The organism is Candidatus Polarisedimenticolia bacterium, from assembly GCA_035764505.1.
GTDB lineage: Bacteria > Acidobacteriota > Polarisedimenticolia > Gp22-AA2 > AA152 > AA152.
The window spans coordinates 1-20,498 of sequence record DASTZC010000149.1 but is presented as its reverse complement, the minus strand read 5'-3'; the positions used below and the strand labels follow the sequence as shown (position 1 = coordinate 20,498).

Below are 20,498 nucleotides of genomic sequence, written 5' to 3'. Positions count from 1 at the left end.
CCATGGGGGGCGCCCCCGCGGCCCGTACTTGGTTCAACCTCGGTGCGGGTGGCACGCTTTTCTCCATGACGGAGGCCATCCCGCCCTAATAAGAGGCTGCGAGACCATGTCTCCGTCAGGTAGGGATGTATGGAAGTACCAGTCCGAGTCCTCGGCTGAGAAGGTGCGGCAGCTAGGGAGTCCCTTGCTCCCCGTCGTGGCATCGGACATTCTCCCGCCCATGAAGGAGATTGCCAGGCTGCTTGGAGACATGGCCCAGGCCGGGATCATCGTCGAATATGCGCTGTTCGGTGCCATGGCCCAGAAGCGTGACACGGCGCCCGTCGCTACCGTTGATGCCGACGTTCTGGTAATGCCGGCTCATACCAACAGGCTCGATGTGCTAACGCGCTTTTGCGCCGAGCGCGGCTACCCTCCGGAGGAAGAAGTGATTCGGGTCGCGGATTGGCCGCTGCATTTCATGACGGCATCTGCCCCGCTGACGCGCGAAGCCATCCAACAGGCTGAGAGTGTCGATCTTCACGGTACCAATCTCCGGGTGGTCCGCGCCGATTATCTGGCGGTTATCGCTCTGAGCATCGGCAGGCCCAAAGACTTCGCCACAATCCTGACGTTGATCGAATGGGAAAGCGTCACCCCATCGGCGATCAAAGCTCTCGCCCGCAGGCATGGTCTTGAGGATTTCTGGCGACGATTTGAGGCGGGATTCACGAGGCACTGATCGGAGCCGGATCAGGACACGCGCCCACCGCCGCACCGGCTGACCCGCCGCCTACCGAGGCTGTTCGTCATCTGCCGAGCTCCGTGCTTACTGGCAGCAACAGCAGCCTGCCAGGAGAATCCGAGAACGTTCATGCGCATCCGTGGGGCTTTCCAGCGCAAAGTTTTCCGATTCGGAACCAGGGTTCGCAGATTATGCGGTTCGGCGTGCCAAGCGGTCTCCTTGTCCTCGTCATCGTCGAGGAGCCGGCCGGTCCTGAACGCCTCTTCATCGGCCTCCGGCTCCTCCCACCACTGATGAGCCCATGCGTTGGTACTTTCCAGGTTCCTCTATCAGTCACTTTGGAGAAGGGACGATGCGCGCGAGTGGCACCTGTCTTGCAGAAGCATTCATGCGAATCCGCTCAGTGGCAGCGCTCCAACGCACCGTCTTTGTCCGACATTCCGGAAGGTCCCTTGAGGCGACCGGGTCTGAATATTCGCGCCGAGAAGACCGCTGTTCGCGTCCTCGACACGTCGTCCCAACGCAAACGCAAGGCGTGTCGAAGCACTAAGTTGGCGTGATCGATCACTAATCGCCAGCGCCTCCACTCCTACACTTGCCACGCTCCCGTTTGGGTCATCACACTCGATCGGGGGCGAGGGTCGTGGGGCGTTTTGGGGAGTAGTGGGCGGACGGCTCCTTCCCACCGCTGGATGGGGAGCGCCTCCGCGGCCCAAATTCGAAGAATCACTTGGCTCTGGAGGGTCGATGACCATGGTAGACTCTGCGCCAATCAGATTGACCATTGCCAAGGCATTCAGGTCGCGCCCGCTGCGGACACGCTTTGCGCCTTCCACGCGCGCGAAAACGAACATGCTTCGCGACCTGATGGGTCCCGGCTCACATTTCGCCTGGCGTCGGAGAGCTGAAGTGCTGCTGACCTCTTCAACTGGCCGCTCGGTCCTGCTCGCACCAATCGTTCTATTGATCCTCCTGAGCGCAGGGACTGCATCCCAGAGCCCTTCTCAAGGCCCCTCCCAAGGCCCGCCACCTCATGCGTCGTCGAGTAGCGCACGCTTCGTTCCCGGGGAAGTGATTGTTCGCTTTGAAGATGGAGCAGGTCTCCCCGAACAAGCCAGCGCCAAAGCCCAAGTTTCCGCCGCGAAAGTTCGGCGCTTTCGGAACGGAGCGGAGCACTGGAAGCTTGGCAAGGGCATGACGACCGGAGAGGCTATCGCGCGCCTGCGGAAGAACCCGCACGTGCGCTACGTCGAGCCGAATTACATTCGACGAATCGATGCCGTTCCCAACGATCCGCGTTACCCCGAAATGGACGCCCTGAACAATACCGGGCAGAGAGGACGCGCCGGTGCAGACATCCGGGCCGAGAGTGCCTGGGATCTGACCACCGGGAGTCGCGACGTCATCGTGGCGGTTATCGACAGCGGCATGGATATGTCCCACCTCGATCTCCGGGACAACCTCTGGACCAACGAAGGAGAGATCGAGGGCAATGGCCTGGATGATGACGGCAACGGATATGTCGACGACGTCCATGGATGGGATTTCGTCAACCACGACAACGATCCCTCCGACGATCAGCGCCACGGGACTCACGTGTCGGGAATCATTGGCGCCGCTGGGAACAACGGTATTGGTGTGACGGGAGTCTGCTGGCAGGTCAGCCTGATGCCGCTAAAAGCATTCAATGCCTCTGGGGACGGTACGGACGCAGACGCCATCGCGGCGATTGACTACGCCGCGGCGATGGGGGCCAAGATTATCAATGCCTCCTGGGGCGGCCCTGACTTCTCCCAGTCCCTGTACGACGCCATCGCAAGGGCGGGGGCCGCGGAAGTGCTCTTCGTCGCGGCAGCGGACAACGCTTCCTCCAACAGCGACGTCGAGCCGGATTACCCTCCCGCCTTCGATCTTCCGACGATTGTCGCGGTGGCGGCCACAGACTATTACGACGGTCTCGCCTCCTTTTCGAGCTATGGCCCGACGACCATCGATCTCGGAGCGCCGGGCTACTCCATCCTGAGCACTCTTCCGGGAAATGCCTACGGATACCTGAGCGGAACCTCCATGGCGGCCCCGCACGTCGCCGGAGCCGCGGCCCTGGTGCGTGCGGCACATCCCACGATTGATGTGCTCGGTTTGAAACAAGCCCTCTTGCGCTCGGTCGATCCGATTCCATCGCTGGCGGGAAGGCTGGTCACGGGAGGCAGGCTGAACGCCTTCCGGCCGATTTCGACTCTCGACGTGATTCCGCCGGGCGCCATCCAGGATCTGACCGGCAGTGCCACTGGGGCCACGGTTACTCTCACCTGGACGGCGACGGGCGATGACGGTGCTTCCGGGACAGCAGCTCTCTACGAGGTCCGCTATTCCACCGCACCCATCACCGAGGCGAACTTCTCCGCTGCGATCCGGGTCTGGACGCCGCCGGACCCCTCGCCGGCGGGCACCTCGGAACACCTCTCAGTCCCGAATCTCGAGTTCTCCACGGATTACTACTTCGCGCTGAAAGCCAGGGACGAGGCCGCCAACGCGGGACCGCTTTCGAACGTGAGTCACGTGTATACCGAAGCCGCTCCTTCGATTGAAGTGGACCCGGCTGCCATCTCGATCGAGGTCCCTATCGGGGAATCCACGACACGAACGCTGGTCCTCCGCAACTCCGGAGCAGGACCGCTCTTCTTCACTCTCGGTCTCCGACCGGACAGCGCTCTCGATACCGGATCCACGAGCCTCTCAGGGACGGCCCTGGAAGATCCTCCGCAAGCTTCCGAACCGGCGCCGGCGACGACTCCGACGGCGCAATCCGAGCTTCCGGGACCTTTCGAAACGCTGCGGCCGACCGCGGTGCCGCTCACCTGCATCGTCGCGAACTCTCAGAATCAGATGCTGTATGGCCAGTGGCAAGGGAACCGGGAATTCTGGCGATACTCGGCAGCCAACGACAGCTGGGTCCGCCTGGCGGATGCACCCGTGAGAATGTACTGGTGCGGCGCGGCGGTGCTCGATGGGAAGATCTATACGATGACGTGGGACGACTGGCAGATGGGCGTCTACGACATCGGAACCGACACTTGGTCGATCCTGGAGAGTCCCCTCGGGGACGATGCGGTCGCCATCACCAGCGACGGTGAGCGCTTTCTCTACCTCGCCCAGTATTCGGAGGTGGTCCGCTTCGATCCCGTCAGTGGCGCCAGGAGCTCCCTTCCCACGCCGCCGACCAATTTCGACATGCGATCCGGACTGCGGTACTTCGAGGGCCAGCTCTTCGCAGCTCCATCCGCGAAGAACTTCCTGCGCTTCGATCTCGCCGGCAACCGATGGACTGTCTTGCCGTACCTTCCCCACGAGGCCCACGGATATACCATCGATCCGGGCACGCGCCGCTTCTACACGCTATCTAAGTGGCCGGACTCCACGCTGGATTGGTATTCGATCGACACCGGAACCTGGAGCAGCGCGCAGCTTCCAATAGGCATGGGTCAGGGCGGCATCGCGTGGCTGACCGGCGCCAATCCTGGAATCTACATCATCCCCAGCTCGGACAACACAGGGTTCTACAGGGTCCGAACCGCACCCGCGTACCTCGGGGCGACCGTCACCAGTGGCTCAGTTCCTCCGGGCGGCACCCGGGAAGTGCAGCTTTCGATCGACTCATCTTCGATGGTCGGAGGGGTCTACTCCTCCCTGGCAGAGATTCGCAGCAATGATCCAGTCCGTCCCCTGCTGGAAGTGCCGGTGACCGTGCGGGTGCTGGGGGCTCCCGAAATCCGCCTGGAGCCTGCCGGCCTCGAGTTTCCCGCCACGATGCCGGGTACGCCCGTTTCCCTTCCGGTGCAGATCAAGAACCGGGGAACCGACGTCCTGCACATTCGCGGCGTCGGGCTCCCTCCGGAATTCAGCGCCTCGGGAGTTCCGGACAGTATTCCGATCGGCGTATCGCGGGTCGTGACGATCGTGTTTTCTCCCACGGCCTCCGGCACATTTTCCGGAGCTCTGACAGTGGAATCCGACGATCCGCGGACCCCCGTCGCCAGCTTGCCGATTTCCGCGCTGGCGCAATCGAAACCCCGTCTGCGCGTCGAGCCTGCTTCGCTCGCCTCGACGTTCTATAACGGCAATATTGGAATCCGCGATCTCCTCGTCTCGAATGACGGTGGGTCCGACCTGTCCTTTTCGCTGGCCACACGGTTTCCGGCGCCGGCTCTTTCGTTTCCCCCTCAAAGCCCGGGGTCCATTCCTCCCGGTCTGTCGCCGCCGGGCACCCTCGAGAATCTCTCTCCCGCGCCCGGCTACTTCACGTGTATCCTCGATGACCCGGCCAACTCCATCATCTACGGGCAGGCCTTTTTCGAAGGCTTCTACCGCTATCGCGTGCAGTCGGGTCGCTGGGAGCGGCTCGCCGACCCGCCCTTCGGCACGGGCTGCCCCAGCCTCATCATCGATGGAAAGATACATTCCTACGGCGTCAACTTCGGCATCTACGACATCGCCTCGAATTCATGGTCCCTGCAGGCTATCCAGAGCTTCGGCGATCGCGCGGCGATGGCCTGGGACGGAGGCACGTACATTTACGCTACGTATAACACCAGGCTGCGTCGCAGGAACCGGATGACCGGAGAAGTGGTCGAGCTCGCCCCGCCGCCCTACTTTTTCACCGAGGGCGGCGGGATGAAGTACCTGGATGGCTTTCTCTACGCGCACACGGACACGAGCTTCGCGCGTTACGACATTCAGAACAATCGCTGGACCATCCTGCCGAACCTGCCCGTTCTCTCAGCAGGAAAGTCCGGGCTGGATCCAGGAGGTCGCATCTACTACGCCTACGGGGGAGATGCCTTCTTCCCGGAGATCCTGGCCTACTCCATCGACGAGGGCAGGTGGACAAGACTCCAGATCACTATGTTTCATGGAAACAGGAGCGGCAGCATCACATGGCTCCCTTTCCCGGCTCCTACCCTCTATTTCTTCCCGGGCGGTTCCGCGATGGGATTGGGACGGCTGCGCACCGGCGTCCCTTACGTGAGCGCCGGCTCATGGAGCGGCACCGTCTCGGCCGGCAGCACGGTGACGGTTCCGATAGCTTTCGACACGGGCACCTTTGCGGCAGGCACCTATCCCGCCGAGCTCGATCTCTATAGCAACGATCCGGAGCGGCCGCTGGTCATCCTACCCGCCCCTCTCACGGTCGTCGAAGCTCCCGAGCTGAACGTCGTGCCGGCTTCGCCCGTGTTCCCTTCGGCCTTCACGGGCCAGACGAGCTCTCTCTCTGCATCCGTGGTCAATCCGGGCAGGCAGCCCCTGGTGATTACCGGAGTCCGGTGCGAGGGACCGTTCTCCCTGGCGGGCCTGGAGCCCCCGGTGACGGTCCCGCCGGGAGGCAGCTTCCCGTTCACCCTTTTCTTCTCTCCGGTTGATCCCGGGAGCGCTTTGGGACGGCTGATCCTCGATTCAAACGATCCCGATGAGCCGAGCGTCACCGTTCCACTGTCGGGGACGGCCTTCCCGCCTCCCGTGGCTTCCGTACTGCCGGGCTCAATACAGTCGAGAGTCCTCCTGGGGCAAACTGAAACCCGCACCCTTACGGTCCTGAACACCGGCGGGAGCTATCTGCAATTCTCGCTGAGCGCGTGGGCGGCTTTCCCCGACTCGGCTTCTTCGGCGAGCTCGACGGGGGACAGCGTTCCGATGGATCAAGGAGTGCCTGGCGAAATCAGGACCCTCAGCCCGAGTCCGGCGCGTCTGCGCTGTCTCACGGAGGATCCGGATCACCTCTCCATCTATGCGGCCGATACCTCCAACGGGAACGGATTCTACCTTTACCATGGGGATACCGACGTCTGGGAGACGCTTCCCAGCCTGCCGGCCAGCGGGGATTGCAGCGGAATCTCCCTGCTAAACGGGAAGGTTTACATCTCCAATTCATCCTTCATCAGGGTCTATGACATCGCTGCCCGTTCCTGGTCGTCGCGAGCCAAGCCCACCGGCTTCGACGGGAACACGGCAAGCGATGGCATGACCTACCTGTACAGCGCAATGGGCAACAACTTCGTGCGATGGAATCCCGTCACGGACGAAAGGGTCGCCCTTCCCCCGCCGCCGTTCGCCGTCATCGCAGGAGGATTGCGCTATCACGCGGGCACTCTCTACGCTCATGCGGGAAGCGGTGCGTCGGTCGCGCGCTTCGACATCTCCACGGGCATTTGGACTCGACTGAGCTCGCCGACTGTCGGTACGACGGGAGGCGGCGCGCTCGACCCCGTCACCAGGGAATACTTCATTCCGGCGGCAGGCAATCTGAGGCTTTTGCACCGGTATTCGATCGACCGCGGCATATGGCGATTCGTGAACCATCCGTTCAACGGCCTCGGACCCATGGCCTTCCTTCCCGATCCGGTCGCCGGAATCTACCTGACCGACTCGTCGGGAACCGGCTTCGCGCGCTGGATCCATGGAGAGGGTTTCCTCGCGTTGAATCCCAGAACGGGAGCGGTACCTCCCGGAGGTTCCCAGGACGTCTCGGCCACGATCCTGACAGGCGGCGTCCTGACGGGAACCTACACCGACCTGATCCGGATTCAGACGAACGACCCCTCTCATCCACTCCTGCAAGTGCCGTTGACCGTCGAGCTGTTTTCCGATTTCGACCACGATGGCATTCCGGACGGGCCGGACAATTGCCGGGAGGTTGCGAATCCTGCGCAGGCGGATGTGGACGGGGATGGGGTAGGCGACGCGTGCGACTCCTGCACCGACATCGATGGAGACGGTACCGGGAATCCAGGGTTTCCACTGAACACCTGCCTGCTGGACAACTGCCCTGCACAGGCCAATCCCCTCCAGACCGACTCGGATGGCGACGCCGTAGGCGATGCCTGCGATCCGTGTCCGTCGGATCCTCAGAACGATGCCGACCAGGACGGACACTGCGCTGCGTCCGACAACTGCCCGGCGACGACAAACCCGAGCCAGGAAGATGCCGACGGTGATGGACGGGGGGACGCCTGCGACAACTGCGCGTTGCTCTCGAACCCGCTGCAGTCGGACCAGGATGGCGATGGCGTCGGAGACGCGTGCGATCTTTGTCCGTCCGTCCCCGATCCTGCGCAGGCCGACAATGATCATGATCATTACGGCGATGCCTGCGACACATGTCCCCGGGTCGCCGACCCGGATCAGCGGGATTCCAATGGCGATGGCTCGGGAGACCTGTGCCAGCCGATCCTGACTCTTTCCACCATCGCAGGGGGCGGCGATGCGCTGCGGATCAGGGCGATTGCTCGCGATCCGGAAGGCGATCCGCTTTCGGGATCGCTCGAGGTCCTTCCGGCGGAGACCGCGCTCATTACAATAGACGACGCCATCTCAGGTCTCTTGTGTGACGACGGCTTGCTCCCCGACGGCGTGCCGGGAGAAGGGATTGCCTTCGTCAACGAGAGTGTCGGCTATCCGCTAATCCTCGATCTGGACAGCTCCCTGGGGTGCGGCGATGGCATGCCCGATTTCGAGATGGCGCCTGGGACCTGTGCCTCCCCGACGGCGGATTTCCAGAGCTTCCTGGACCTGTCCGGCATGGCGGTTGGCTCTCCCCTGTGCGTGCGGAGAATGGCCTCCCCGGGTACCTCGTTCGACTGGAAGATCGTCGAGATTGGTGAAAGCTTTCTGAAGCTTACGCCGACTCACCCCACCCCCATCGTGAGAGTCGCTTTCTCATCCTGGCCCCCTTCGACCGGCAACATTGCTTCTCTCGAGACGGGCAAAAGCTATCGTATGCAGCTTGTAGTAACCGATGGGAGCACGGTTCCGGTGAGCGTGGAGCGGGAGTTCGTCTACCATGGCGAGACGACGCTCCTGGTCAACAATCCTCCCGCTGCACGCGTTTCGGCGGCGGCGACGGTGGAATGCGAATCCGCTGCCGGTGCGTCGGTTCACTTGGATGGAACTTCCTCTGGCGATCCAGACTCTACCCCGGGCACGCACGATGCCATCGTCCGGTTCGATTGGATTCTGGACGCGGGTAGCCCGAGCGAGTCGTCACTGGGCCAGGGGGAACAGCTGAACGCGACCCTCCCACGCGGTAATCACATCGTCACGCTGCGCGTGACCGATAGCTTGAACGAATCCGACGCCGTGACCATCCCAGTCAGCGTCGTCGACACAACCCTGCCGGTGATTTCGCTGGCCCTCAATCGAACGATTCTCTGGCCGGTGGACCGGAGAATGAAGGGAGTTGCGGCGAACGTCTCGTCCAGTGATGCGTGTGGCGGGGTCAGCGTGACCCTGCTGACGGTCACGAGCAGCGAGCCGGACGACCTTCCTGGAGTAGGAGACCTGACGTTCGACATCCAGGGAGCGAGTATCGGGACGGCTGACTTCACCTTCTCCCTGCGTGCGGAGCGGGATCCTCGCGGTGAAGGAAGGACCTATACCGCTGTGTATCGATCGGTGGATGCCGCTGGAAATGCCGCGACCGCGACATCGACGGTTTTCGTCCCGCGTGACGCGACCCAGCTCCCCCCTGGGTTCAAGCGTGGCAAGGAAAGAACCGCAGAAAACCATCCGACCGAGCCCCGCCCCTAGAACTGCGAGAGGAGAGGCGATGAAACACTTCTTCGCATGGCTGCTCATGGTGTCTGCCGTGACTTTGGTCGTGGCCCAGGAGGGTCAGACAGGCGCAACGGAGGAACCGAAACCAACCGCGGACGCGGAGACCGCCAAGCCGGCAGACGCCGGCAAAGAAAACGGCCTTCTGTATCCAGTCCTGGGAAACCGCAAATGGGGTCTGATCGACCGGACCGGAAAAGTCGTGGTGCCGAAGCAATTCGATGGCATCGATCCGGTACAAGGTCCGCCCCTGCCATCCAACGTCAATCCGCTGCTCGAGGGAGTTCGCAACCTGATCATGAGCTCTCCCCTCGAACAGGATCTCATCGCGGTCCGAGTGGGAGAGAAGTGGGGTTACATCGATAGGAAAGGTGAGCAGGTCATACCTCCGAAGTTCGATGCTGCCAAGAGCTTCTCAGGAGACGTCGGCCGAGCGGCCGTCGCCGGGAAGTAGGGATACATCGACCGTCGTGGCGAGTTCCTGATTGAGCCTCAATTCTCCGAGAAGATTGACTACAAATCCGCCATCGGCACGGTGAAGTTTGGGGACCAATGGGGCATTATTCAACCCGGCTATCGCTGGGTCATGGAGCCGGAATCCCGGGTGGCGAGACCATTTTCGGAGGGGATGGCCAGGGTCAAGATCGGAGAAAAGTACGGCTTCATCAATACCAGTGGAAAAATCGTCATTCCGGCACAATTCGAGGATGCAGACGACTTCTCAGACGGTATGGCTCGAGTCCAGAAATCGGGCAAGTGGGGCTATGTAGACAAGTCAGGCCAGCTGGAAATCCCCCTCGAGTACGACCTCGCTACCAGCTTCGGCGATGGATTAGCTCTCGTGAAAGATGGGAAGAAGCGTGGGTGGATCGATAAGAACGCGCAATTCGTCATACCGGCGAAGTTCGATCAATTACGTGGCCGGGCTAATGAAGCCCCTGCTAAGCGATGGGGTTTGCCGGCAGTCTTGCCCGCGGCGGGAAGCGTCGCAAACTGAAATCTGCGCCTGGAACAGCCTCTCATCGAGCCATCTGTGTGCGTTTGACCTGCATCATCCGCCGCCTGAGTATCGGCTATACTCCCGCACATGAAAGAGATTGCCAGGCTGCTCGGAGAGATGGTCCAGACTGGGACTATCACCGACTACGCGCTCTTTGGCGCAATTGCCCAACTGCGTTACACGCAGCCGATCGCGACACTCGACGTCGACGTCCTGGTCAGGATCCGGCCCGACGATCGGCTGGATGTGTTGTCGCCAATCTATGCCTTCTGCGCGGAGCGAGGCTATGCGGCGGAAGGTGAATCGGTGCGAATCGGAACGTGGCCGGTCCAGTTCATCCCAACCTTCAGCAATCTCACGAGAGAGGCCTTGGAGCAGGCGGCCACAGCGGACTTTGGGGGAGTGCCCTTGCGGGTTGTTGGGGCCGATTATCTGGCCGTCATCGCTCTGAGTGTAGGACGGGCAAAGGATGTGGCCAGAATTCTGGCATTGCTGGAATCGAAGAGCGTGACGCGGGATTCCATCGGGCTCCTGGCGCGCCGACATGACTTGAGCGATGCCTGGGCGCGGTTCCAGGAGAAATTCCTGAATGACTGATATTGCGGAGCTCCTGAAGCGTCAGGCGGAATGGCAGAAGTCGCTGAAAGACCTCACCTGGGAGGAGAAAGTGCGTATGGCGGAACGGGTCCGCGATTGCGTGGCGCAGCTGAAGCGTGCGAAGGCTCGAAGGCCGGACGGTTCGATGGAGCCTCAGCCGGAAAGCTCCAGCAAAGATGCGTCTCCCGTTGCGAAGCCCGCACGAGGCCGCACCCAAAAGTCCTCCTGACCCCGAGTCTTTCCTACCCTGAATCAAACAATCCCGAGAACTCCGGCCGGTCCGGCTCCGTTCCTAGCAGATGTCGGGCGGCGGGAGCCTGCCCGGCCGGAAATGGCTTAGAGCGCGTTGGAGGCAGGGGTGAACGTCGGGATCGGCGGGTCTACGGAGCGTTTCGGAAGTCCGGATGACGGGCGGGGAGGACCGTTCAGGTATCCGGACTACGGGGCCACGAGGCGGGACCACGGGTCCGAAGGACCGTTCGGAAATGGGACGGCCAATACCGGGACCGGACGTGCCGGGAAATCCGGAACCGCATTTCATCCTTTTCTAACCTCCTCGCGTCCATCCACTTAGTTCCGGCGACAGGCTCTGGCACACGGCTTGCCCTTGGCGAGGCGTCCTCTGAATCTCAAATCAGATAGGAGCAGGTCATCGATATCGCCCGCCCGACTTCCGTGGCCGCCAACAAGCGCAAGCGCCGGATCTGGATTGGCGCCGGCGGCGCCGTCCTGGTCGCCCTCGTAACCTTCGGCCTCTCCCGGTTGGAGCCGGCCGCCCCCAGCATCGAGAAGGGGACCGTCTGGATGGATACCGTCAAGCGCGGCCCGATGCTCCGCCAGGTGCGAGGGTCCGGCACCCTGGTCCCGGAGGAAATCCGCTGGATCCCGGCAGTGACCGAGGGCCGGGTGGAGCGCCGGGTCGTCCTGCCCGGAACCGCCGTGAAGACCGACACCGTCATCCTCGAGCTGAGCAACCCCGAGCTGGAGGTGGCCGCCACCGACGCCGCCTCCGAGCTGCATGCGGCGGAGGCGGAAGCGACCAACCTCAAGGTGCAGCTGGAAAGTGCGCTTCTCACGCAGCGCGCCGCCGCCGCGGGCGTCCAGTCCGACTACCGGCAGGCGGCGCTGCAGGCCCAGGCCGACGACGAGCTGGCGAAAAACGGTCTGGTGGCCGACATCACCCAAAAACTCTCACGCATGCGCGCCGAGGAGCTGAAGGGACGCTCCGAGATCGAAGACTCGCGCCTGGAGATGAGCGCCAGGGCGGCCGAGGCCCAGCTGGCGGTGCAGCAGGCGCGCGTCGATCGCTTCCGCGCCGCCTACAAGCTCCGCCAGGATCAGCTCAGTGCCCTGAAGGTCCGCGCCGGCGTCGAAGGCGTCCTGCAATTGATTCCGGTCGAGGTCGGCCAGCGCGTGCAGCCGGGGGCGAACCTGGCGCGCGTCGCGGAGCCGGGCCGCCTGAAAGCCGAAGTCCGCATCGCCGAGACGCAGGCGCGCGACATCCAGATCGGCCAGGTCGCCTCGATCGACACGCGCAACGGCATCATCCCCGGCAAGGTCTCGCGCATCGATCCGTCGGTGCAGAACGGCACCGTCACCGTCGACGTCGCCCTCGAAGGAGCGCTGCCCAAAGGCGCGCGCCCCGATCTGACGGTGGACGGAACCATCGAGCTGGAGCGGCTGACCGACGTCCTGTTCGTGGGTCGCCCGGCGTTCGGAGGGGAGCAGAGCACGGTCGGGCTGTTCAAGCTCGAGCCGGGCGGATCGTCGGCGAGCCGCGTGCAGGTGAAGATGGGCCGTTCGTCGGTGAACTCGGTGGAAATCCTGGACGGATTGAAGGAAGGCGACCAGGTCATCCTGTCGGACATGTCGGCCTGGGACGCTTTTGATCGCGTGCGTTTGAACTGACTCTCGAGATCCCTACAACACAGGAGCAGCAGCAATGAGCGAAAACGGCCAGTCCCTAATCCGGCTGGAGAAGGTGACCAAGGTGTTCACCACCGACGAGGTGGAGACGCACGCCCTCTCCGGCGTGCATCTCGAGATCAAGTCCGGCGAATATGTCGCCATCGGCGGCCCCTCGGGATGCGGCAAGTCCACGCTCCTGTCGATCCTGGGGTTGCTGGACTCCCCGACCGACGGCGCTTACGTCCTCAACGGGCGCCCCGTGCAGGACCTGAACCTGGGCGAGCGGGCGCGCATCCGCAACCGCGAGATCGGGTTCATCTTCCAGAGCTTCAACCTGATCGGTGACCTGACGGTGTTCGAGAACGTCGAGCTGCCGCTGACCTACCGCGGCATGCGGGCGCCGGAGCGCGCCAAGAAGGCCAATGAGGCGCTCGAAAAGGTGGGCATGGGGCACCGGGCCCGCCATCTGCCGAGCCAGCTCTCGGGCGGTCAGCAGCAGCGCGTCGCCGTAGCCCGCGCCCTGGTGGGCGATCCCCTGATGCTCCTGGCCGACGAGCCGACCGGAAACCTCGACTCCAAGAACGGCGACGCGGTGATGGAGATGCTGCGCGGATTGCACCGCACCGGCTCGACTATCTGCATGGTGACCCACGACCCGCGCTTCGCCCGGCATGCCGACCGCACGGTGCACCTGTTCGACGGACGGATCGTCGACGAGACGACGGTCGAGGCGATCTGATGCGCTCGCTCCTGCGCGACCTCCGCTACGGAGTGAGGCTGCTGTTTCAGCATCCCGGCTTCACCGCCGTCGCGGTCCTCACGCTGGGGCTGGGCATCGGCGCCAACACCGCCATCTTCTCCGTCGTCCACGCCGTGCTGCTGCAGCCGCTGCAGTACAAGGACGCCGACCGGGTCATGATGATCTGGGAGCACAACCACGTCAAAGGGTGGACCAAGTTCACCGCTTCCCCGGCCCACTTCATCGACTGGCAAGCCCAGAGCAAGTCCTTCGACCCGATGGTGGCCCTCCTGAGCAGCTCCATGGTGCTGACGGGTGAGGGGGAGCCGGAGCGCATCGGGGTGTTGAAGCCCACCGCCGGCATCTCCGAGCTCATCGGGGTCCCGCCGGTCATCGGACGCGCCTTTCGGGCGGGGGAATGGGAATCCGGACAGGAGAAAGTCGCCATCCTGAGCGACGGAATCTGGAAGCGGCGCTTCGGCGGCAAGAAGGAGATCATCGGGCAGCCGATTACCCTCGGGGGAGAAAGCTACACTGTCATCGGAATCATGCCCGAGGGCTTCCGCCTGCCGACCGGGGCCGATCTGATGATGCCGCTCGTCTTCACGCCCGACGAAAGGCAGATGCGCGGCGGGCACTTCCTGGTAGTCATGGCGAGGCTGAAGCCCGGAGCTACTCTCCAGGCCGCCAACTCCGAGATGGCCACGATTGCGAACGCGCAGGCCGTCCAGTACCCCGATTCGAGCAAGAACTGGGGCGCCCACGTGGTGCCCATTTATGAAGAGATCGTCGGCGACGTCCGTCCGGCGCTGCTGTCGCTGTTCGCCGCCGTCGGCTTCGTCCTGCTGATTGCCTGCGGCAACGTGACCAATCTGCTGCTGGCGCGCGGCTCCGCCCGCCAGAAGGAGATCGCTCTGCGCGCCGCCCTCGGGGCGGGCAGAGGACGGCTGATCGCCCAGCTCCTCACCGAGAGCCTGCTCCTGTCTCTGGTGGGAGGCGGGCTCGGACTCCTCCTCGGACAATGGGGCGTCGAGTTGCTGCGATGGCTCCAGCCCGGCGATCTGCCTCGCATGCAGAACGTCGGGATCAACACGACCGTCTTCTTGTTCACCCTGGGGCTGTCACTGCTCTCGGGGCTTATCTTCGGGATGGCGCCTGCTTTCCTCATCTCGCACACCGGGCTTCAAGATACCCTCAAGCAGGGAGGTCGCGGCACCGAGACGGGCCGGCACCGCCTGCGCAATGGTCTGGTGGTGACCCAGGTGGCGATCTCCCTGGTCCTGCTGGTGGGCGCGGGGCTGCAGGTGCGCTCCTTCGTGCGCGTCATGCAGCAGGAGACCGGCCTGCAGCCGGACGGCGTCATGACGCTGGGCGTGTCGCTGCCGGAGAAGAAGTACCCCAAGCCCGAGAACCAGTGGACCTTCGCGCGGCAGGCGCTCGAGAAGATGCAGGTCCTGCCCGGCGTGAAAGCGGCCGCGGCCACCACGCTCATCCCCTTCGGCGGCAACGACACGATCTACTCCATCGCCATCGAGGGAAGCTCGGTGGAGTCGGGTGACCAGCCTTCGGCGAACTGGTACGCGGTGAGTCCCGATTACTTCAAGGTACTCGGCATTCCGCTGGTGAAGGGACGCCTGTTCAACGAGCGCGATGATCGGACTTCCGTCCGAGTGGCGGTGGTGAACGAGACCTTCGTGAAGCGCCTCTTCCCCGGAGTGGACCCGATCGGCCGAAAGCTGCGCATGGGGAACGACACGGACACGGTGCGTGAGATCGTCGGCGTCGTCAAGGACGTCAAGCACTACGGGCTCGAGTCGAAGAACACCTTGCAGATGTACGAGCCGATCGCGCAGATCCCCCAGGACACCTATACCTTCATTCTGAAGACCGACGGCGACCCGTCGCAGCTGACGGCGTCGGCGCGCCAGGTGATCTTCGGGCTCGACAAGGACCAGCCGGTCTCCGACGTCAGCACGATGCAGGACCTGATCCGCGCCTCCGCCGCCCCGCGCCGCTTCACCACCACCCTGATCGGCTTCTTCGCGATGGTGGCGCTGATCCTGGCCGCCGTGGGGATCTACGGCGTGGTGGCCTGCTCCGTTGCCGCGCGCACCCAGGAGATCGGGGTGCGCATGGCGCTGGGCGCACAGCGCCGTGACGTGCTCGACATGGTCCTGCGCCAGGGGATGATGCTGGTTTTGGGCGGCATCGTCCTGGGGCTGGGCGGGGCCTTCGCCCTGACGCGTCTGATCTCGAAGCTCCTGTTCGGCGTGGGCGCGCTCGACGCGCTCACTTATGCGACCACCTCGCTGCTGCTGATGGGCGTCGCCCTGATTGCCTGCTACTTTCCGGCCCGGCGCGCCGCCAGCGTCGACCCCGTCACCGCGCTGCATTACGAGTAGACCCATGCCTCGCCGCCCAGAATTCTCCGAAGCGCAAGGCTCCGGGGAATCTCGCGGCCCCCGATCCGTGCGCCTGGAGACGCAATGACCCCCCTCTTGCAGGACCTGAAGTACGCGGCGCGCATGCTGCGCAAGTCACCCGGCTTCACGCTGCTGGCCGTGCCGACCCTGGCCCTGGGGATCGGGGCGAGCTCGGCCGCCTTTACTCTGATCAATGAGGCTTTCCTGCGCCCGGCGCCCGGCATCGGACATCCCGAAAAGCTGGTGGACGTCGGCCGGACGCAGGACGGCCGCGGCTTCGATAATTTCTCCTACCCCAACTACCGCGACCTGCGCGACCGCAACCGTACCTTGAGCGGTCTGGCCGGCTGGGTCTTCGAGCCGAAGGCGGTGAGCATCGGCGGCAGCGGCTCGGCGGAGCGGGCCTACGCCGAGATGGTCACCGGGAACTACTTCGCCATCCTCGAGACACACCCGGCGGCGGGCCGGTTCTTCGAGGAAGCGAACGACGTCGCAGGCGCCGAGCCGGCGGCGGTCCTGAGCCATGCCTTCTGGCAGCGCCGTTTCCGGGGCGACGCGGGCATCGTCGGCAATTCGATCCGGATCAACGGGCAGGCGGTCACCGTCGTCGGCGTGGCGTCCGAAGGATTCCGCGGGACCACGCCGCTGGCTCCCGATCTGTGGCTGCCGATGCATGCCTGGACGCTGGTCCGGCCCGACGGCAATCCCCTGGACAGCCGCATGGCGGTCTTCATGCTGGGCGTAGGACGCTTGAAGCCCGGAGTAACGCTGCCGCAGGCGCGCGCCGATCTCGGGGCCCTCGCGGCGATGCTGGAGCGCGAGTTTCCCGAGGACAACCGCGGCCAGGGAATCGCGGTAATGGCCAGCGGGCCGCTCCCCGGCGAGGCACGCTCGCTGGCCGTGGGCTTCTTCGGCGCGCTGCTGGGCTTCTCCGGGCTCATCCTATTAATAGCCTGCTTCAATGTGACCGGAATGTTCCTGGCGCGCGCCGAGCTGCGCCGCAAGGAGGCGGCGCTGCGCGTCTCGATGGGAGCGACGCGCTGGCGCGTGGCGCGGACGCTGCTGGCGGAAGGGGTGCTGCTGTCGCTGATCGGATGCACAGCCGGACTGCTGAGCGCCGTGTGGATTCGCGACCTGCTGCTGGCTTTCCTGCCGGAGCTCCCCGTGCCGGTGCGCATCGATCTGCCGCTGGACGGGCGCGTCCTGGCGTTCGGTGTGGCGCTGAGCATCGCGGCCGGAATGCTGGCGTCGCTGGTCCCGGCGCTGCGCATCTCGCAGACCGACCCGATGGTGGTGCTGAAGGAGGAGCCCTCCTCCGGCACGCGCCGCTACCGGATGCGCAACGGCCTGGTCGCCGGACAGATGGCGGTGACGTTGCTCCTGCTGGTGTGCGCCGGGCTGTTCGCCCGCTCCCTGAGTCGCGCGGCGCGGGTCGATCCCGGCTTCGAGCTGGCGAATCTCCAGGTGATCGGGCTCGATCTCTCCCTGTCCGGAATGAAAGAGCCTGAAGGAATCGCCTTCGCGGACGAGCTGCTGGGGCGCGTGCGTGCCCTCCCCGGCGTCGAGTCGGCATCGCTGGCCTGGGACCTCCCGCTGGATGACGGCGGGGGCGGCTTCGGCGGCCTCGCGCCGGAAGGGGCGCCGGCGGGGTCCGAGCTGACGCAGGAAGTCGACTGGAACGCCGTCACGCCCGGCTATTTCGCCAACATGGGGATCCCGCTGCTGCGCGGACGCGACTTCTCGGAAGCCGATCGTCCGGGCGCGGCGACGGTGGCCGCCATCGTCAACGAGACGCTGGCCCGCCGCTTGTGGCCCGGCAAGGAAGCGCTGGGACAGAAGCTCCTGAATTCGGATTCCGGCGAGACGCCTCGGGTCCTCGAGGTCGTCGGCGTGGCGCGCGATCAGAAGTACCGCACCCTGGGCGAAGCGCCTCGCAGCTTCATCTTCGTGCCCCTGAAGCAGAATTACATCAGCCGTCTGACGCTCATCCTGCGGAGCCGGCAGCCGGAGGCCGTGATCCCCGCGGTCCGCACGCTGCTGCGCTCGATGAATCCCTATCTTCCGATCCTCAGCGCGCAGTCGCTGGAGGAGTATGCGGGGCTCGGATTACTGCCGCAGCGTCTGGCCGGCTGGGTGACGCTCTGTCTGGGAGCGCTGGGATCTCTGCTGGCCGCCACCGGGCTGTACGGCGTCATCGCGCTCGCCACCCAGCAGCGTACCCGCGAGATCGGCATCCGCATGGCGCTCGGGGCGATGCGGCGCGACGTCGTGGCGGCGGTCCTCTGGCAGGGGATGAAGCTCGCTCTGGTCGGCATTGCGGTGGGGCTGGTGATCGCGCTGGCCGGGACGCGGCTCCTGGCGGGGCTGCTCTTCGGCGTCAGTCCGCTCGATCCGATGGTTCTCGCGGCCGTGCCTCTGGCCCTGGCCTCTCTGGCAATGCTCGCATCGTACCTGCCGGCCCGCCGGGCCGCGCGCATCGACCCGGTGGTCGCGCTGCGCAACGAATAGGGAGAGACCTCGATGGGAACCTTGCTGCAGGACGTGCGGTACGGCTTCCGGATGATGGCGAAAGCGCCAGGCCTCACCGCCATCGCGATCCTGACGATGGCGCTGGGCATCGGCATCAACACCTCGGTCTTCAGCATGATCCATGTCCTGCTGCTGGAGCCCCTGCCGTATCCCGCGCCCGAGCGCATCGTGCAGATCTGGGAGACCAACCCCTCGAAAGGATGGGACAACACCTCCGTCTCCCCGGGCAATTTCGCCGACTGGAGGGCGCAGGCGAAATCGTTCCAGGAGCTGGCGCTCTACACGCGCGACAGCTATGCCCTGACCGGCAAGGGGGATCCGGAGCGGGTCGAGGGGATGACCGGCACCGCCAACCTCCTCGACGTGCTCGACGTGAAGCCTGCCCTCGGGCGCGGCTTCCTCCCCGGCGAGGATCGCCCCGGGCGCGAGCCGGTGGCGATCATCAGCCACGGCCTGTTCGAGCGGCGCTTCGCATCCGACCCGGCGGTCGTGGGGCGGAAGATCGATCTGAACGGCAAGACCCACACGATCATCGGGGTGATGCCGCGCGGCTTCACCTTCCTCTACACGCCGGCGGAGATCTGGACCACCCTCGACGTCGATCCGGCCACCCAGGATCGCGACAACCACGGCTACCTGGCGGCGGGCCGCCTGCGCGCCGGCGTCACGCGGAGCCAGGCCCTGACCGAGGTCAGCATGATCGCGAGCCGCCTGGAGAAGCAGTACCCCGATACCAACACCGGCTGGTGCGTGATTCTGAATGACGCCTACGAGGAAGTCTTCGGCAGCGACATGCGCCGGGCGCTGATGACCATCCAGCTCTCGGTCCTCTTCGTCCTGCTGATCGGCTGCGCCAACGTCGCCAACCTGCTGCTGGCGCGAGCCGCTTCGCGCGAGCGCGAGCTCTCGATCCGCCGCGCCCTCGGCGCGGGGCGCGGCCGCTTGATCCGGCAGGTCCTGACCGAGACGGTTCTGCTGTCGCTGTGCGGCGGCATCGCGGGAACCCTGGTGGCGGTCTGGGGCGTCGAAGTCCTCAAGGCCATCGCCCCCGACACCGTCCCCAGGATCAACGAGGTCCGGGTCGACGCGACCGCCCTGCTCTTCATGCTCGCGCTGTCGCTGGGCAGCGGATTGCTCTTCGGCCTGGCCCCGGCCCTGCAGCGCAAGCGCTCCGACCTGATGGGAGCGCTGCGCGAGAGCGGCCGCGGCGCCTCCGGGCACGCGCGTCACCGCCTCCTGAAGACGCTGGTCGTCTCCGAGGTGGCGCTGGCGCTGGTACTGCTGGCGGCGGCGGGACTCATGATCCGCTCCGTCCAGTCGATGTTCTCCGTCGATCCCGGATTCCGCACGCAGAACCTCCTCTCCGCCCGGATCGCGCTGCCCGAGTCGCGCTATCCGGAGCAGGCGCAGCGCTCCGCCTTCTGGCGCCAGGCACTCGAGCAGGTGCGCGCCATCCCCGGGGTGCAGTCGGCCAGCGTCGTCTCGACACTGCCGCTTGGCGGATCGAATTCCTGGACCGACCTCGCCATCGAAGGGCGGCCGGTCGCCGGCCGCGGCGATGAGAACAGCGTCGGCTATCTGATCGTCGGCACCGATTACTTCAGGACGCTCGGCATCCCGTTGCTGCGGGGCCGCGATTTCAACGAACAGGACGGCGCCGACAGCGGCTCCGTGGCGTTGATCAACGAAACGATGGCGCGCCGCTTCTGGCCGAACGAGGACCCGATTGGCCGCGGACTCCGCTCCGCCAGCGCGGCGTCGGATGCCTCCTGGACGCGGATCATCGGCGTGGTCGCCGATGTGCGTCACCAGAACCTGGAGGATCCGCCTCGGGCGGAGATGTACCGCCCCGAGTCCCAGAAGGGGCCGTTGGAGCTGGCCGTCGTCATGCGCACCAAGTCGGAGCCGCTGCGCTGGGTGCCGACGCTGCGGCAGAAGGTCTGGGGCGTGGATCGCGATCTTCCCGTTTTCGAC

The 20,498-nt window shown here is 64.7% G+C and carries 10 protein-coding genes; all 10 read left to right on the top strand.

The window, feature by feature from the left end:
• Positions 1-220 precede the first annotated feature (220 nt).
• Positions 221-721 carry a hypothetical protein gene (locus VFW45_10220; GenBank protein ID HEU5181160.1) on the top strand — a complete coding sequence of 167 codons (501 nt, stop codon included), beginning with the start codon at positions 221-223 and terminating at the stop codon, positions 719-721.
• Positions 722-1,918: 1,197 nt separating this feature from the next.
• A complete protein-coding gene (locus tag VFW45_10215; GenBank protein HEU5181159.1) occupies positions 1,919-9,304 on the top strand; it encodes a S8 family serine peptidase in 7,386 nt (2,461 codons plus the stop codon).
• Positions 9,305-9,323: 19 nt separating this feature from the next.
• Complete coding sequence (locus VFW45_10210; GenBank protein HEU5181158.1) at positions 9,324-9,782, top strand: WG repeat-containing protein; 459 nt, start codon at positions 9,324-9,326, stop codon at positions 9,780-9,782.
• A gap of 132 nt (positions 9,783-9,914) precedes the next feature.
• Complete coding sequence (locus VFW45_10205; GenBank protein HEU5181157.1) at positions 9,915-10,325, top strand: WG repeat-containing protein; 411 nt, start codon at positions 9,915-9,917, stop codon at positions 10,323-10,325.
• A gap of 90 nt (positions 10,326-10,415) precedes the next feature.
• The gene (locus tag VFW45_10200) at positions 10,416-10,925 is read left to right on the top strand and encodes a hypothetical protein (GenBank protein ID HEU5181156.1); all 510 of its coding nucleotides are present in this window, start codon (positions 10,416-10,418) and stop codon (positions 10,923-10,925) included.
• Between the two features lie 675 nt (positions 10,926-11,600).
• On the top strand, positions 11,601-12,833 hold the full coding sequence (locus tag VFW45_10195; protein HEU5181155.1) for an HlyD family efflux transporter periplasmic adaptor subunit: 1,233 nt from the start codon (positions 11,601-11,603) through the stop codon (positions 12,831-12,833).
• A 34-nt stretch (positions 12,834-12,867) separates the two neighbouring features.
• Positions 12,868-13,572, top strand: a complete 705-nt coding sequence (locus VFW45_10190; GenBank protein ID HEU5181154.1) for an ABC transporter ATP-binding protein — start codon at positions 12,868-12,870, stop codon at positions 13,570-13,572.
• Positions 13,572-15,974, top strand: coding sequence for an ABC transporter permease (locus tag VFW45_10185; protein ID HEU5181153.1), 2,403 nt, complete (start codon positions 13,572-13,574; stop codon positions 15,972-15,974). The genes VFW45_10190 and VFW45_10185 overlap by 1 nt, the downstream gene beginning before the upstream one ends.
• An 84-nt stretch (positions 15,975-16,058) precedes the next feature.
• A complete protein-coding gene (locus VFW45_10180) occupies positions 16,059-18,503 on the top strand; it encodes an ABC transporter permease (protein HEU5181152.1) in 2,445 nt (814 codons plus the stop codon).
• A 12-nt stretch (positions 18,504-18,515) separates the two neighbouring features.
• Positions 18,516-20,498, top strand: a 1,983-nt coding sequence (locus VFW45_10175) for an ABC transporter permease (GenBank protein ID HEU5181151.1), incomplete at its 3' end; no start/stop codon positions are given.

Excerpts from the sequence above, each read along its gene's own strand:
- VFW45_10210 (HEU5181158.1), top strand. The coding sequence starts at position 9,324 with ATGAAACACTTCTTCGCATGGCTGCTCATGGTGTCTGCCGTGACTTTG.
- VFW45_10200 (HEU5181156.1), top strand. The coding sequence starts at position 10,416 with ATGAAAGAGATTGCCAGGCTGCTCGGAGAGATGGTCCAGACTGGGACT.
- VFW45_10185 (HEU5181153.1), top strand. The coding sequence starts at position 13,572 with ATGCGCTCGCTCCTGCGCGACCTCCGCTACGGAGTGAGGCTGCTGTTT.
- VFW45_10220 (HEU5181160.1), top strand. The coding sequence starts at position 221 with ATGAAGGAGATTGCCAGGCTGCTTGGAGACATGGCCCAGGCCGGGATC.
- VFW45_10215 (HEU5181159.1), top strand. The coding sequence starts at position 1,919 with ATGACGACCGGAGAGGCTATCGCGCGCCTGCGGAAGAACCCGCACGTG.
- VFW45_10205 (HEU5181157.1), top strand. The coding sequence starts at position 9,915 with ATGGAGCCGGAATCCCGGGTGGCGAGACCATTTTCGGAGGGGATGGCC.
- VFW45_10190 (HEU5181154.1), top strand. The coding sequence starts at position 12,868 with ATGAGCGAAAACGGCCAGTCCCTAATCCGGCTGGAGAAGGTGACCAAG.
- VFW45_10180 (HEU5181152.1), top strand. The coding sequence starts at position 16,059 with ATGACCCCCCTCTTGCAGGACCTGAAGTACGCGGCGCGCATGCTGCGC.